This is a genomic window from Micromonospora pisi (genome assembly GCF_003633685.1).
Lineage (GTDB): Bacteria > Actinomycetota > Actinomycetes > Mycobacteriales > Micromonosporaceae > Micromonospora_G > Micromonospora_G pisi.
On sequence record NZ_RBKT01000001.1, the window covers coordinates 3,331,107 to 3,346,512 of the forward strand.

General features: G+C 71.9%; 9 protein-coding genes. 3 read left to right on the forward strand and 6 right to left on the reverse strand.

Annotated features, from left to right (window positions below; translation table 11 throughout):
• Positions 1–212: 212 nt before the first annotated feature.
• The 4 genes from BDK92_RS13875 to BDK92_RS13890 form a co-directional block, all read right to left on the reverse strand.
• A complete protein-coding gene (locus BDK92_RS13875; RefSeq protein WP_121157088.1) occupies positions 213–3,605 on the reverse strand; it encodes an ATP-dependent helicase in 3,393 nt (1,130 codons plus the stop codon).
• Entirely contained in the window at positions 3,602–7,072 is a 3,471-nt protein-coding gene (locus BDK92_RS13880; RefSeq protein WP_121162106.1) for an ATP-dependent helicase, read from the reverse strand. Before BDK92_RS13880 ends, BDK92_RS13875 begins: the two co-directional genes overlap by 4 nt.
• Positions 7,073–7,181: 109 nt before the next feature.
• Positions 7,182–7,727, reverse strand: coding sequence for an LOG family protein (locus BDK92_RS13885; protein ID WP_121157089.1), 546 nt, complete (start codon positions 7,725–7,727; stop codon positions 7,182–7,184).
• 4 nt (positions 7,728–7,731) lie between these two features.
• Entirely contained in the window at positions 7,732–8,580 is an 849-nt protein-coding gene (locus tag BDK92_RS13890; RefSeq protein ID WP_121157090.1) for an LOG family protein, read from the reverse strand.
• Between the two features lie 200 nt (positions 8,581–8,780).
• On the opposite strand from BDK92_RS13890, the gene BDK92_RS39020 reads away from it, so the two are divergent.
• Positions 8,781–8,951: a hypothetical protein gene (locus BDK92_RS39020; protein WP_170208433.1), complete on the forward strand. Its 171-nt coding sequence runs from the start codon at positions 8,781–8,783 to the stop codon at positions 8,949–8,951.
• 26 nt (positions 8,952–8,977) lie between these two features.
• On the opposite strand, the gene dapE is transcribed toward BDK92_RS39020, so the two are convergent.
• On the reverse strand, positions 8,978–10,051 hold the full coding sequence (dapE, locus tag BDK92_RS13895) for a succinyl-diaminopimelate desuccinylase (RefSeq protein ID WP_121157091.1): 1,074 nt from the start codon (positions 10,049–10,051) through the stop codon (positions 8,978–8,980).
• Positions 10,052–10,233: 182 nt separating this feature from the next.
• Here dapE and dapD point away from each other — a divergent pair, with 182 nt between their 5' ends.
• Entirely contained in the window at positions 10,234–11,193 is a 960-nt protein-coding gene (gene dapD, locus BDK92_RS13900) for a 2,3,4,5-tetrahydropyridine-2,6-dicarboxylate N-succinyltransferase (protein ID WP_121157092.1), read from the forward strand.
• Positions 11,194–11,256: 63 nt separating this feature from the next.
• On the opposite strand, the gene BDK92_RS13905 is transcribed toward dapD, so the two are convergent.
• Positions 11,257–14,604 carry a S8 family serine peptidase gene (locus BDK92_RS13905; protein ID WP_342775814.1) on the reverse strand — a complete coding sequence of 1,116 codons (3,348 nt, stop codon included), beginning with the start codon at positions 14,602–14,604 and terminating at the stop codon, positions 11,257–11,259.
• 240 nt (positions 14,605–14,844) lie between these two features.
• Between BDK92_RS13905 and BDK92_RS13910 the strand changes: the two genes are divergently transcribed.
• The gene (locus tag BDK92_RS13910; protein WP_121157094.1) at positions 14,845–15,402 is read left to right on the forward strand and encodes a sugar O-acetyltransferase; all 558 of its coding nucleotides are present in this window, start codon (positions 14,845–14,847) and stop codon (positions 15,400–15,402) included.
• Positions 15,403–15,406 lie beyond the last annotated feature (4 nt).

A 15,406-nucleotide genomic window follows, 5' to 3' on the forward strand; every position in this document is an offset into this window, starting at 1 on the left:
CTTGACGGAACGATCGGTCCCGCACTTTTGCGGGCCGAAGAGAATCGCCCGCGCCGGTAGGCGCGGATCGGTGTCGCCCTCTGGTCGCCCCGCCCGGAGAACTCCGGACATAACAAAGAGCGCCTGGGTCACAATCCCGCAGGCGCACACAGAGTCTCTGGGAACCAAAACTGCAACTAGGTCAGCATAGCACGTACAACCCGGAAAGGTCATCAAGCTGCGGGCAGGGAAGTGATCAGCGCACCCAACCCGTCCGCGTCGAGCAGGTCGACCGGACGCACCGTCGTCCCCTCGCGTACGTAGTGGAAAGCGGCCCGGACCTGCTCCAACGGCACCCCGGCCAGCTCCGCCCAGGCCAGCCGGTACGCGGCCAACTGCACCGCCGCCGCGTCCGCCGCCGGGCCGACCGGCACCCTGCCGGTCTTCCAGTCGATCACGTCGAACCGGCTGCCCGGCCCGGCGAAGACCGCGTCCATCCGGCCCCGTACGACCACCCCGGCGACCACTGTGGCAAACGGCACCTCCACCTCGACCGGAACCCGGTCGGCCCACTCGCTGGCCAGGAAGCGCTCCCGCAACTCGGCGAGCGCCTCATCCGGCGCGGCGTCCTCGTCGGCCGCTCCGGGCAGTTCGTCGATGTCGAGCAGCCGGTCGGCCCCGAACCGCTGCTCCAACCAGGCGTGGAAGGCGGTGCCCCGGCGGGCGTACGGGTCCGGACGGGCCGGCAAAGGCCGGCGCAGCGTACGGGCCAGCGTGTGCGGATCGCGACGCAGCGCCACCAACTGCGAGACGGAGAGGTGCCCGGGAAGCACGACCTCGATCGGCCCGACCCGTGCGGCGAGCTCCGCCCGTTCGGCAAGGAGCAGATCCGTCTCCCGGCGCCACCGGTCCAGATCTGGATCGACCGCCACCGGAACCGGGGACACCGGGTCGACCGCCACCGGAACCGGCGACACCGGGTCGACCGGCACGTCGGCGGTCAGGTGGCGGCGCACCAGGGCCGCCGCCTCGGCCATCGCCGGCCGCCGGCCGCCGAGCGGGTCGGCCGGCCACTCCGCCCGTACCACCACTTCGGTGGTCGGGTTGACCGCGTCACCCGCCGGCTCCGGCGCCCACGCGTCGATCACGTAACCCTCACCGGTGAGGCAGCGGTCGTAGACCTCGCGGAGGAAGACCGACGGGCCCCGGGCCAGCTTCGCGCCCTCGCCCCACCAGTAGCCGGAGCAGAGCAGCAGCCGCCGGGGCCGGGTGACCGCCACGTACGCGAGCCGCCGCTCCTCCCGCTCGTCGTGCGCCCGCCACTTCTCGGTGAACGCGGTCAGCGCCTTCGCCACGCCCTTCTGGTCGGCCACCTCGTCGAGCTCCAGCACCGGCAGCCCGTCCGCGTCCCCGCGCAACGGGAACGGCAACACCCCCAGACCGAACAGGTAGTGGTCGGAGTTACGGACCGGACCGGGCCAGACACCCCGGGTGAGCCCGGCGACCGCGACCACGTCCCACTCCAGCCCCTTCGCGGCGTGCGCGGTGACGATCTGCACCGCCCCCTCCACCACCTCCAGCTCCCCCGGCGCCAGCCCCCGCTCCTCCTCCTCGGCGGCGGCGAGGAAGGCCAGGAAGCCCGGGAGGGAAGCGTTGGTCGAGTCACCGGAGAACCGGGCGGCGACGTCGCCGAGGGCGTCCAGGTGGCCCCGGGCCAGGCCGGCGTCGCCGCCCCGGCCGTCCGTACCGGCCCGGACCGCGACCTCCACCTCCAGGCCGATGGTCCGCTCCACGTCGGCCACCAGGTCGGGCAGGGACTGGTCCAGCCGATGCCGCAGCAGCCCCAGCTCCAGCCCGTACGCCCGCAGCCGGACGTAGCCCTCGGCCGAGTACGCCTGCGCCGGGCCCAGGTCGGCCAGCGCCTCGACCAGGGTCGCCTCGTCCAACCGGTCGGTGGTGATCTCCGGCTCGTCGTCGGCGCGCGGCAGCTCCCGGCGGGCGGCGGCGATCGCCCGCGCCCGCCGGTGCAGCGCGACCAGGTCCCGGGGTCCGATCCGCCACCGCGCCCCGGTGAGGAGCCGGAGCAGTGCGGCCCCGTCGGTCGGGTCGGCCAGCACCCGCAGGGTGCAGACCACGTCCCGGACCTCCGGGGTGTCGAGCAGCCCGCCGAGTCCCACCACCTCGACCGGCAGACCCCGCTCGCGCAGCGCCGCCTCGATCGCCGGAATCTGGCTCCGGACCCGGACCAGCACCGCGGTGCTCGGCCGACGGTCGACCGGAATGTGCTCGGGCAACACCCCCGGCATCCGCGCCGCGCCGCGCCACGCGGCGAGCACACTCTCCGCGATCCAGTCCGCCTCTTCCTCGTACGTCGACAGCAGCGCACAGTGCACGGTGCCGGCGGCGGCCCCGCGGGCGGTCCGCCCGGGGATCGGGTCGTCCACCCGCAGCGCCGCGCCCAACTCGCTGACCTGCGCCCCGGCGGCCCGCAAGGCGACCGCGAGCCCGTTGGCCACGCCCAGGATCTCCGGCCGGTTCCGCCAGCTCGTGCTGAGCGTCAGAGTGCGCGCGGCACCGCCACCGGCGGGCGCGAACTCGGTCGGGAAACGGTCCAGGGTGCCGGCGCTCGCCCCGCGCCAGCCGTAGATCGACTGGCACGGGTCGCCGACGGCGGTCACCGGATGTCCCCCGCCGTAGAGCGCGTGCAGCAGCACCACCTGGGCGTGGCTGGTGTCCTGGTACTCGTCGAGCAGTACCACCCGGAAACGTTCACGCTCGATCGTGCCGACCTCCGGATGGTCGCGGGCCACCCGTGCCGCCCGCGCCATCTGGTCGCCGAAGTCCATCGCCTCGAAGTCGTCCTTGCGCTGGTCGTACGCGCGAACCAGAGGCATCAGCTTCAGTCGGATCTGCTGGATCTTCAGTGCCTTGCGTACGTCGGCGTAGATCTTGCCGGGCTGCGAGCTGACCTCGGCGTAGAACCGACCCGTCCAGGCGGCCAACTCGTCCGGGGTGACCAGGTGCTCGGCCAGCTCACCGGCGAGTGCCAGTACGGCGTCGGTGATCGTGCTCGGCATCCGGTCGACCTCGGACATGTCCCCGTCGTACGTGCGGACGAGCAGGTCGGCGAGCTGCCAGCGGGACGCCTCGGTGAGCAGCCGGGTGGAGGGCTCGTACCCGGCCCGGAGCCCGTGCTCGGTGACGATCCGGGCCGCGTACGAGTGGTACGTCGCCACCGTCGGTTCGCCGCCGAGCAGGTCACCGGCGGGGTCGCGGCGGTCCCGGCCGAGCCGCCGTACCAACTGGTCGAGCCGGGTACGGATGCGGTGCGCGAGCTCTCCGGCGGCCTTACGGGTGAAGGTGAGGCCGAGCACCTGCTCCGGTCGGACGTACCCGTTGGCAACCAGCCAGACCACCCGGGCGGCCATCGTCTCGGTCTTGCCCGATCCGGCACCGGCAACGACCAGCAGCGGCTCGACCGGCGCGGCGATGATCGCCGCCTGTTCCCGGGTCGGCGCGTGCAGCCGCAGGAGTTTGGCCAGCTCGACCGGGGTGTAACGCGGTCCCGAGTCGGGCTCCCGCGACGGCGGCGGTGCCGGGGCGGCGAAGAGTGACGACTGGCTCAATCCCGCTCTCCACGCTGGGTCGGCGGCGTCATCCCGGGCCGCCGGGCCGGTGGTTCGACCACCTGGCGTCCCTTGCCCGAGATCGGGCAACTGGTCCGTACCGGGCAGACCCGACACTTGCTGTTGGCTACCGCGGCGAAGGTCGAAGCGGCCATCGTATCGGCGGTACGCCGGACCATGGCCCGCGCCCAGTCCGACTCGTCGCCGGTCCCGACCGGGGCCTGGCCCTGCTCCTTGGCATCCTTGGTGCCGGTACCGAGCTGCACCAGCGCTGCCCCGCCGGAGGAGTCACCGAACTCGGCGAACGCCCCCGCCTCCACCGCGGCCTGGTACGCACCGAGCTGTGGATGTTCGGCCAGTTCGGTGCCGGTCACCGCGGTCGACTTGCCGGTCTTGAGGTCGATCACGACCAGCCGCCCGTCGGCGTCGACCTCGAGCCGGTCCACCCGGCCGGTCAGCTCGATCGGTCGGCTGGGGTCGTCCAGCCGCACCGCGAACTCGTGCTCGATGGCGAGCAACCGGCGCGGGTTGCTGGCCAGCCACCGGAGCAGTTTGTCGACCATCGCCTCGGCCCGCTGCCGCTCCGGGCCGACCATCCAGCGGGCGGCCAGGTCGATCACGTCGAACCGGGCGGTCACGTACTCGATCAGTTGGGCCCGGTCGGCGCTGGCGTCCTCGGCGAGCATCGCGGCGGCGTGCACCAGGTTCCCCACCCCCTGCGCACCGCTCGCCGGGGCCGCCCCGCCGTGCCGTTCCAGCAGCCAACGCAGGCTGCACCGCAGCGCGCTCTCCATGGTGGACGGGGTGACCCTGACCGGCTCGCCCTCGTCGACCAGCGGCCGGTCGTCGGAGAGTGCGCGCAGCCCCCACCAGTCGTCCGGGTGGGCACCGGGCACACCGGCGGCGGCGAGCCGGGCCAGTTCGGCCGCGGCGGCCTGCCGCCGCTGGTCGGTCGTTGCCGGGTCGACGAGCACGGTACGCAGCTCCGCGACCAACGCCGGCAGTGTGAGCGCCCGGGGCGGGCGCTCCACCGGCAGCTCGACCGGTTCCTCCCCGGCTCCCCCGCCCGGCCGGTCCGACCCCGGCGCACCGCCGCCGTCAGCGCCCGACCCGCCGTCCGGGTCGACCGGATCCGGGCCCGGATCGGGGGGCGGTGCCAGGTCGTAGAGAAACCGGCTCGGCTGCTCCTCGTAGTCGAGCCCGCCGACCGCCGCCGATGCGACGGCACTGACCAGCAGCCGACGCCGGGCCCGGCTGACCGCCACGTAGAAGAGCCGACGCTCCTCGTCCAGCAACGCCGAGGTCTGCCCGACCAGGCTCGCCGCCAGCCCACTGCCGTCGGAGCGTCCCGCGAGCACCTCGACCAGCCGCTCCGAGCCGAGCAGGCTGCCCCGCAACCGCAGGTCCGGCCAGGTCCCCTCCTGCACGCCGACCACCGCGACCAGGTCCCATTCGAGGCCCTTCGCCGCGTGTGCGGTCAGCAACCGGACCGCGTCGCCGGGATCGGCGCTCGGCGCGAGCGTGTCTGCGGGCAGCTGCTGGCCCAACACGTGATCGAGGAAGACCTCGGTACGGGCACCCGGCAGCCGGTCGACGAACCTGGCCGCCGCGTCGAAGAGGACCACGATCGCGTCCAGGTCCCGGTCGGCGGCGGCGGCCCGCCACCGGGGCGCGTTCTCTCCCTCGCCGCTCGTCGCCCGCTCCCGGCTGATCGCGCCGGACCAGCGCTCGGCCAGCCCGCTGCCCTGCCAGACCGCCCAGAGCACCTGCTCGGCGGTGGCGCCGGGGGCTGCGGCGGCCTCCCGGGCGGTGGCGAGCAGGCCGGCGACCGCCTGGGCCGGCTCGGCCCACCGACGCTCGATCGCAACCAGCTCGGCCGGGTCACGCAACGCCTCGACCAGCAGCTCCCCCGAGGGCCGGCGGTCACCGGCGGCCAGCGCCAACGCCCGCAGCCCCTGTCGCAGCCGCCGCTCGGCGAGCGGGTCCGCACCGCCGAGCGGCGAGTGCAGCAACGCGACCGCCGCCTCCTCGTCCAGCCGGTCCGGCTCCAGCGCGCACCGCAGCAGCAGCAACAGCGGCGCCACCGCCGGTTGCAGGTGCAGCGGCAGGTCCTCGGCGTGTACGACGGTCGGCACCCCGGCCGCCTGGAGCGCGCGCTGCAGCGAGGGAAGTTGCCGGGGAGCCGAACGGACCAGCACCGCCATCCGGGACCAGGGCATCCCGTCGATCAGGTGGGCGGAACGCAGCGCGTGCGCCAGGTACGCCGACTCGCTGGTCGCGGAGCGGAACGTACGGACCTGCACGGTGCCGGGTTCGGCGTCGGGCAGCGGCGCGAGTTGCCGGTGCGCGATCGGCCCCCGGAGCCGCCGGGCGACCCGTGCGGTGGCGGCCAGCAGGCCGGCCCCGGTGCGGTAGCCGGTGCTGAGCAGGACGGTCCGGGCGACCGCCCCGGAGGCGGTACGGAACCGGAGCGGGAAGTTGGCGACACCGGCCGGGTCGGCACCCCGGAAGGCGTACGTGGAGGAGTCGGGGTCGGCGAACGCGACCAGGGACTTGCCTCCGCTGGCGACCAGGGCGAGCAGTTCCATCTGGGCGGGGTCGGTGTCGGCGAGTTCGTCGACGTAGACGTACGCCAACCGGCGCCGGACACCGGCCAGCAGCTCGGGGTCGTCGGCGAGCAGCCCGATGGCGGCCCGGACCAGCTCGGCGGGGTCGTACGCGATCGAGCCCCGGCTGGTCGCGTCGCGCAGCGCGAGTACGGCGACGTACTCGCGTAGGAAGCGGGCCGCGGCCGGCCAGTCGGCTCGGCCCAACCGTTCCCCGAGCCGGGCCAGCTCGACCGGGCCGACTCCGCGCTCGGCGGCGCGTTGCATCAGGTCGCGCAACTGTTCGGCGAAGGCCCGGGTGCGCAGCGCCGGTCGTAGCTGCTCCGGCCAGCCGACCCGGTCGAGGGGAGCGTCCGGGGCGCCGGAACCGCGCTCGCCGGCCCTGTCCCCGCCGGCCCCGCGCTCGCCAGCCCCGCGCTCGCCAGTCGTGTGTTCGCCGACCACGTCGAGCAGCTCACGGATGATCAGGTCCTGTTCGGGACCGGTGAGCAGCCGGGGCGACGGCTCGCCGCGTTCGGCGGCGGCCCGGCGCAGCAGGCCGTACGCGTACGCGGGGAAGGTGCGTACCAGTGGTTCGTGCATCACCCGGGCGGCGACCCCGGTCACCCGGGCCTCGATCCGGTGGCGCAGTGCGGTGGCGGAGCGCCGGCCGAAGGTCAGCACCAGGATCTGTTCCGGGTCGGTGCCCTCGGTCACCCGCGCGACCACCGAGTCGACCAGGGTGCTGGTCTTGCCGGTGCCCGGCCCGCCGAGTACGAGCAGCGGCCCGTCGGTGTGCGCGACGACCTCCCGTTGCCTGGGATCGTCGATCCGCGCCGGCTCGGCCTCAGCCGGCCGACGGACCAGCTGGTACGCCTGCACGCCGCCCATCACACCATGCCGCCCCGACGTCCCCCCGAAGGAAGGGCCCCTTGTTATCGCTTTCCGTTGTAGAAGGGGCCCTTCCTAACGGAGACAGTGGGTGGGGCGGTCAGCCGAGGCGGGCCTCGATCGCGTCGAGCGCGGCCGGCACCGAGTCGACCACCACCAGCAGATCCATCGCCGGTTTCCGCGCGAAACTGCCGGGGGCGAGTCCGTTGAGCCAGTTGACCAGGCCGGAGTAGAAACCGTCCTGGTCGAGCAGGACCACCGGCTTGTGGTGCATGGACAGGGTGGCCATCGTCCAGACCTCGAAGAGTTCGTCGAGGGTGCCGAGCCCACCGGGCAGGGTGAGGAAGGCGTCCGACTTGTCGATCATCGCGGTCTTGCGGCTGGCCATGCCGTCGGTGATCACCAGCTCGTCGGCGTGCAGGTCGGCGACCTCCAGGTCGACCAGCGCCTGCGGGATGATGCCGAGGGTGTGGCCACCGGCGGCGCGTGCCCCGTCGGCCACCGCGCCCATCATGCCGACACAACCCCCGCCGGAGACCAGGGTGTGGCCGCGTCGGGCCAGTTCGCCGCCGGTCACCGTGGCGAGGTCGAGCCAGCGCTGGTCGAGCGTACGGGAGGAAGCACAGAAGACGCAGATCGCGGCCATCGACTCAGTCCTCCCGACGGGTGGTGGAAGCCGCCTGCTGGTCGGCGCCCGCCTGGGCGATGGCCGACTCCTGAAGCGCTTCCTGTTCCGCGGCGAGTGCCGCGTCCGCATCGATGATATGCCCGACCGCGGTGGCCACATCATCGGTGACCAGTATCAATTCGAGATCGGCGGCGCCGATCTTGCCGCTGGTGGCGAGGGTGTCACGCAACCAGACGAGCAGTCCGCTCCAGTACGCCTCACCCATCAGCACCACCGGGAACCGGGTGACCTTGCCGGTCTGCACCAGGGTGAGCGCCTCGAAGAGTTCGTCCATGGTGCCGAACCCACCGGGCAGTACGACGAATGCCTGGGCGTACTTGACGAACATGGTCTTGCGGGCGAAGAAGTAGCGGAAGTCGATCGCCATGTCGACCCAGTCGTTGATGCCCTGCTCGAACGGGAGCTCGATGCCGAGTCCGACGGAGAGTCCGCCGGCTTCGGTGGCGCCCCGGTTGGCCGCCTCCATCACACCCGGCCCACCACCGGTGATCACCGCGTAACCGGCTCGGGCGAGCGCCGCGCCCAGCTCCTCGGCGAGCTTGCACTCGTCGCTGTCCGGCAGGCTACGGGCGGAGCCGAAGACGCTCACCGCGGGCGGCAGGTCAGCCAGGGTGTCGAAGCCCTCGACGAACTCGGAGAGGATCCGCAGGGCGCGCCAGGCGTCCTTGGTCTTCCAGTCGCCCCGGGTACGGGAGTCGAGTAGGCGCTGGTCGGCCGTACTCCCCGGAATGGCGTCCCGACGGAGGGTGACCCCGCCGCCGTGCCGTTCCGGCCCACGGGCCCTGCCACTTCGTCCCTTGCTGTGACTCATGCGCTCCACGGTAGTGGGAGCGTCCCGTGCCGTACGCCACTCACCCCGTCGCCGGGAAAACCTCGGCGATCAGGGCGTCGGGCAGGAAAGTGTGTCGAGCAGCGCAACCGAATGCGCCTCCAATGCGTCTTACTATTCACATACCAGGTATGCACCGGGTCCGGCAGCGCCGCCGGACACCTTTGGGGGGAGGCGCAACCGTGATCAACAACAACGAGATCATCCGGCTCCGGCGACAGATGCACCAGCGAATCCGCGCCGTGGTGGCCGAACGGCGGCTGGCCCGTCAGCAGGATCTGCCCGACGACCACACGTTCGACCACTCGGCCGTCGCGGCGGAGAGCCCCGGCGGTCACGGCGAGGTCAACTGAGTCACCGGTGAACTGAGCCAGCTGGCTCAGACCGGCGCGAGCCAGCGGTGCAGGGTGGCGGCACCGTCCCGGATCTTCCCGATCTCGACGTGCTCGTCCGGGGCGTGGGCCAGGTTGGGGTCGCCCGGTCCGAAGTTCAGCGCCGGAATGCCGAGCGCCGCGAACCGGGAGACGTCGGTCCACCCGAGCTTCGCCACCGGCGCCTCGCCGACCGCTGCCAGGAACTCCCGGGCCGGCGGCGCGGTCAGGCCGGGCAGCGCACCGGCGGCCACGTCGACCAGGTTGACCTCAAGACCGGCGAAGACCTCGCGTACGTGCGCCTCGGCCTCGGCCGGCGACCGGTCCGGCGCGAACCGGAAGTTGACCTCGACCTCGCACCGGTCCGGCACCACGTTGCCGGCCACCCCACCGTGGATGCCGACCGCGTTCAGCCCCTCCCGGTAGACACAGCCGTCGATGGTGACCGTACGGGCCTGGTACTCGGCCAACCGGTCCAGGGCCGCGCCCGCCGCGTGGATCGCGTTCACCCCGCGCCAGGACCGCGCCGCGTGGGCCCGCCGACCGGTGGTCACCACGATCGCCCGCAGCGTCCCCTGGCAGCCCGCCTCGACCACGCCGTACGTCGGTTCGAGCAGCACCGCGAAGTCGGCGGTCAGCCACTCCGGGTGCGTCTGGGCGACCAGGTTCAACCCGTTGTACCGGCTGTCGATCTCCTCAGCCTCGTAGAACAGGTACGTCACGTCGTACCGGGGTTCGGCCAGGGTGGTCGCCAGGTGCAGGGCGTACGCCACCCCGGACTTCATGTCCGAGGTGCCGCAGCCGTAGATCAGGTCGCCGTCCTGCGTCGACGGGAAGTTGTCGTTCAACGGCACCGTGTCCAGGTGTCCGGCCAACACCACCCGTTGCGCGCGGCCCAGATCGGTACGGGCCATCACGGTGTTCTGGTGCCGCCGCACGTCCAGGTACGGAACCGACCGCAGCACCTCCTCGACGTGGTGTGCGATTTCCTTCTCGTTGAGCGAGACGGACTCGATGTCGACCAGGGCGCGGGTCAACGCGACCGGATCGGCCAACACCTCGGGGGTCAGCGGGTTCTCCATGCTCGGCACGGTACCGTCAAGATTGTGCGGGCGCGGAGTGAGCTGTCGAGCTGTGCTGTCCGTGACTCGTCGGCCCCGAGTTCACACCGGCCGCGCCCTCCGCAGGCGACAATCGGCCAGGGTCCGAGGATCGCCATTGCCGCGAAGCCGGCCCGAGACCCACAGACACGAAGGATGACTCAGTGACGACCGCGCAGCCCGCCTGGGGTATCGGACTGGCCACCATCACCGCCGAGGGTCAGGTGCTCGACACCTGGTATCCGACCGGCAAGCTCGGCCTGGGCGCGCTGCCACTGGTGCCCGGCGAGGAGCAGGCGGACGTGCTCGACCTGCCGCCGGGCGCGGTCGGCGAGCGGGCCCTGCCGGGACTCCGTACCGTGGTGGTGATCACCGAGATCGGCTCGTTGGCCGACCCGATCAAGGACGCCTCCGACGCGTACCTGCGGTTGCACCTGCTCTCCCACCGCCTGGTCCGGCCGAACGAGCTGAACCTCGACGGCATCTTCGGGCAGTTGGCGAACGTGGCCTGGACCTCGGCCGGGCCGTGCCCGCCGGACCGGGTGGACGAGCTGCGCGTCATCGAGCGCGCCGCCGGACGTCACCTCGCCGTGTACGGGGTGGACAAGTTCCCCCGGATGACCGACTACGTGGTGCCGTCCGGGGTCCGGATCGCCGACGCCGACCGGGTCCGGCTTGGCGCCCACCTGGCCTCCGGCACCACCGTCATGCACGAGGGCTTCTGCAACTTCAACGCCGGCACGCTCGGCACCTCGATGGTGGAGGGGCGGATCGTCGCCGGGGTGGTGGTCGGCGACGGTTCGGACATCGGCGCGGGCGCCTCGATCATGGGCACCCTCTCCGGTGGCGGCACCGAGAAGGTACGCATCGGCGAGCGCAGCCTGCTCGGCGCGAACGCCGGAATCGGCATCTCGCTCGGCGACGACTGCGTGGTCGAGGCGGGTTGCTACATCACCGCCGGCTCGAAGATCACTCTGCCGGACGGGAACGTGGTCAAGGCCCGGGAGCTTTCCGGCGTGGCCGGGCTGCTCTTCTGGCGCAACTCGCTGACCGGGGCGCTGGAGGCCCGTCCGCGCACCGGTCGGGGCATCGAACTGAACGCCGCCCTGCACGCCAACGACTGACCGGCACCGAAACAAAGGTGGTACGGGTGCCGGCCACCATCCTCGGCCGGCACCCACCCACGGTTACTTCAGTTTGTAGGCACGGATCACCTTCTGCGTGACGGTGTTACCGGCCGAATCGGTGGCCTTCGCGCGCAGCGACACGTACGCGGCCCCGTTCGGGTGCCGTACGCTCGCCGTCCAACCGGACTTGCCAGCCTTCACGGACGCGTTCCGCCAGGTCCGCCCGTCGTCGTAGGAGACCTCCACGGTCAGCTGCCGCACCTGTGCCGACGGGGCGCCGGGCTGCCGCGCGACGGTGACCGGGATGTCGAACTCCCGACCGTCCGGGGCGGCGTTGCCGGCGTCGAGCTTGGGTGCGTACCGGATCGCCATCGCGGGCAGCTTGGCGATCTCGTCGACGGGCCCCTCGCCGGAGCGGAACGTCCACGCCACCTCGGTCGAGGTGGCCAGGTCCGCGACGTTCCGGGTGGCCGAAACCGTCAGCCGGTAGTCGGCCTTGCCGGCTGGCACGTCGAACCTTCCCCAGCCCGGGTTCGGGACCTCGTCGACCAGCTTGCCGTTGCGGTAGAGCGCGGTCCGCGCCGTCTCGGTGAGCGAACCACCGGGGTTCCCCGCAGCGTCACTGAAGATCGGAAGGTCGACCCCGATCATGTTGCCCTGACGGAAGATGCCCTGGTCCGGCCAGCGCGGCTCGGGGAACGACGGACCGTACGGCGCACCGTTCCACACGTTCTGGTAGTGGCGTCCGGCCTGGTACTGCACCGGGGCCGGCACCTGCAACACCGTCTGGGTGGCCGGGTAACCGTCGGCGTCCGGCAGGGTGAACTCCAGCGCCTGGTCCCACCGCACACCGTCGTCGGTGTTGTAGTACTCGACCCGCTGCCCGGGTACGACGACCGGCAGCCCGACCGCCCAACCGCCGGTCGGCTCCGGGTAGAACGCGTACGAGAACCGGTAGACGGTCTGGCCGGGCGCGCCACCCCGGAAGTCGTTCTTGACGGTGGCAAGGTCCCGGTCCCGGAAGTGCCGGGCGTATCCGGTCGGGAACCGGCCGGGACTCATGTCGCTGAGCCCGTAGAAATACTGGCTCTGGAGGAACTGCCCGTCGGCACCCGGATCCGCCCACTGGCTGGCGATGCCACCCCTGAAGGCCGACGAGGTGCCGGTCCCCAACTGAGCGGTACGGAGGCCGTCGAAGGTGAAGGAGAGCAGGCTGGAGCCGAAGCCGCCGTCGAGCACGGTCCAGTTGGCGGAGATGTCGACCAGGGCGGGTGCGGCCGACGGGTCGGGCACGGTCACCCGGACCGGTCGGCCCTGGCGCGCGTCGAGGGTGAGACTCAGGTTCCGGTCGACGACCAGTTCCGGCTGCGCCAGCATCGTGGCGTCTACCTCGTCCTCGCCGCGCAGGTGGAACAGCACCGCGTCCAACCCGTAGCGACCCTTCGGCACCCGGACGGTGGCGGTGCCGTCGTCGTCGTACACGCTGGTGAAGGAGAACCGGTCCAGTCCGATGAGCGAGCTGCCGTACTCGACGGCCGGGGCTCCGGTCTGGTCGATGTAGGTGAAGGTGAGGTCGTAGCTCTCGACCTCCTTGTCGACTCCGACCGGGGTGGTGACCACGGTCGACCCGGTGGTGGCGGTCAGGCGGCCGGACCAGTAACCGTCCGGACCGGCGACGCTGGTGTCCGCGGTCACCGTGACCGTCGCCTCGCCACCGGCGGGCACGGTCACCTGGTTGGCGCTGGTGGTGAACAGGCCCGACGGTAGGGACGCCCCTTCCGGGCCGGTCACCTGGAACGCGAGGTCGAGGGTGAGGGCGGCGCTACCGGAGTTGTGGTAGGTGACGGTCCGGCTGACCGGCGCGTCGTCCGCGTGCGGCCAGACGGCCCGCCCGAAGGAGAGACTGGCCGGGTCGGTGGTCACCGGTTGGGTGATGGCGCGGGCCACGTCGACCCGGCCGGCTCCCTGCTGGTACGCGGTGAGCGTCGGATCGGGCTTGGCCGAGGCCATCAGGGTCGACTTGAACTGTGCCGCGCTCCAGTCCGGGTGCTGCTGTCCGAGCAACGCCACCGCACCGGCCACGTGTGGGGTGGCCATCGAGGTGCCGGAGACGGCGACGTAGTGCTCGCCGACCGGCGTACCGAGCAGGGTGCCGGCGCCCTTGGCCGCGACGATCTCCACACCGGGTGCGGTGATGTCGGGCTTCACCGCGCTGTCCCCGACCCGGGGTCCCCGACTGGAGAAGGCCGCCAGTTTGTCGTCGCGATCGACCGCGCCCACGGTGAGGGCGGCGTCCGCGCTGCCCGGTGAGCCGACCGAGGCGTCCGAACCGTCGTTGCCGGCGGCGACCACGAAGAGCGTGCCGGTCTGCGCGGTGAGGGTGTTGACCGCTTCCTCGACCGGGTCGATCTCCGGCCCGTCGTATCCGCCGAGGCTGATGTTGACCACGTCCGCCTGCTTCTCCACGGCCGCCCACTGAAGACCGGCGAGGATCGCCGACTCGGTGCAGCCGTAGATCTCGCAGACCTTGCCGGAGACCAGGGTGGCGTCCGGCGCCACGCCCCGGTACTTCCCGGCCGAGGCGGCGCCGCTGCCGGCGATGATCGAGGCGACGTGGGTGCCGTGCCCGACCAGGTCGCGGGGATCGGCCTCCTCGCTGAAGTTCCGCGCCTCGGCGACCCTGCCGACCAGGTCCGGGTGTTCGACGTCGACGCCGGAGTCGAGCACCGCGACGGTGACCCCACTGCCGGTGAACCCAGCCGCGTACGCGGCGGGCGCACCGATCTGCGGCACGCTGTGGTCGAGGGTCAGTTGCCGTTTGCCGTCCAGCCAGATTTTCTCGATCCCGCCGGCGGTGGCGGTGCGGGCGCTGCCCTGACCGGTGGTGACCCCGGCCCAGAAGGCCGTGGCCTGGTCCTTGGCGGTGGTGACCGCGGCGCCGCCGATCGCCGGCAGGTCACGGGTGACCCGGGCGCCGGTGCCGCGCAGGGTTCCGGTGGCGGAGGCCACGGCGCCGTCGCGGTAGGTGACGATCAGTGGCAGGTTGTCCCGCGCCGCGTCGTGGTAACCGGCCTGGACCAGCCCGGTGACGTCGAAGAGGCGCCGGTCGAGCTGCCCGGCACCGACCAGCCGCGCCGCGTCGCGCGGGATCACGTACAGATGGTCGGCGTCGCGCTGGACGATGAACTGGATCTTTTCTCGCCCCTTGGCCGGCTGCACCGAACCGGTCAGGGCGTCAGCCGAGGCGAGCGTGATCCGGTCGCCGGTGAGCAGGGTGACGGTGACGGGTCGGGCCTGCGCCCGAGTGGTCGGCTCTGCGGTCGGCGGCGCGGCCGCCGGGACGGGACTGGCCAAGCCGGCCGAGCCGGTGCCGAGCACCAACCCGACCCCCAGTGCGACTGCGGTCAATCTCCTCGATACCTGCAACGAAACCTCCCCGGTTGACATCTCGTGGATGTCAGGTCCTGCATGGACACCGGTCAGCATTGCATACCGAGTATGTATCTGATACCCCTGACACTATCTAGAATTAGACCATTCAATCGCTTGTGATCATTTCCGACGCACTACCAACATTCGGCAAATGATCATCCCATCCATCGAGATCATCCTATTCAGATCATCCACGGTACCGGCGAAGGAGAGGCTGTGGCCTCGCACAAGACACGGATGCTCGCAGGCGAGCTCTACCTCGCCGACGACCCGGAAATCGTCGCCGACGCACAGCGCGGGGCACGGCTGATGGAACAGTTCAACGCGACCACCGTCGATGATCAGGAGCGGCGGCGACACCTGCTCACCCAACTGCTCGGCGCGGTCGGCGAAGGAGTCGGCATCCGGCCGCCGTTCTACTGCGATTTCGGCTACCACATCACCATCGGCGACGGCACGTTCATCAACTACGGCGCGGTGCTGCTCGACGTCGCGCCGATCACGATCGGCGCGGACGTACAGATCGGCCCGAACGTGCAACTGCTGACGCCCACCCACCCGGTCGAGCCGGAGCCGCGCCGAGCCAAGTGGGAAGCGGCCAAGCCGATCAACATCGGCGACAACGTCTGGCTCGGCGCTGGCGCGATCGTGCTCGCCGGCGTCACCATCGGCGAGAACACGGTGGTGGGTGCCGGCGCGGTCGTCCCCCGCGACCTCCCCGCCAACGTCGTCGCCCTCGGCAACCCGGCCCGCATCACCCGCCGCCTCACCTGACGCC

Bases quoted from the DNA above. Each gene is read 5' to 3' on its own strand.
- BDK92_RS13885 (WP_121157089.1), bottom strand. From the start codon at position 7,727: ATGGCCGCGATCTGCGTCTTCTGTGCTTCCTCCCGTACGCTCGACCAG.
- BDK92_RS13890 (WP_121157090.1), bottom strand. From the start codon at position 8,580: ATGAGTCACAGCAAGGGACGAAGTGGCAGGGCCCGTGGGCCGGAACGG.
- dapE (WP_121157091.1), bottom strand. From the start codon at position 10,051: ATGGAGAACCCGCTGACCCCCGAGGTGTTGGCCGATCCGGTCGCGTTG.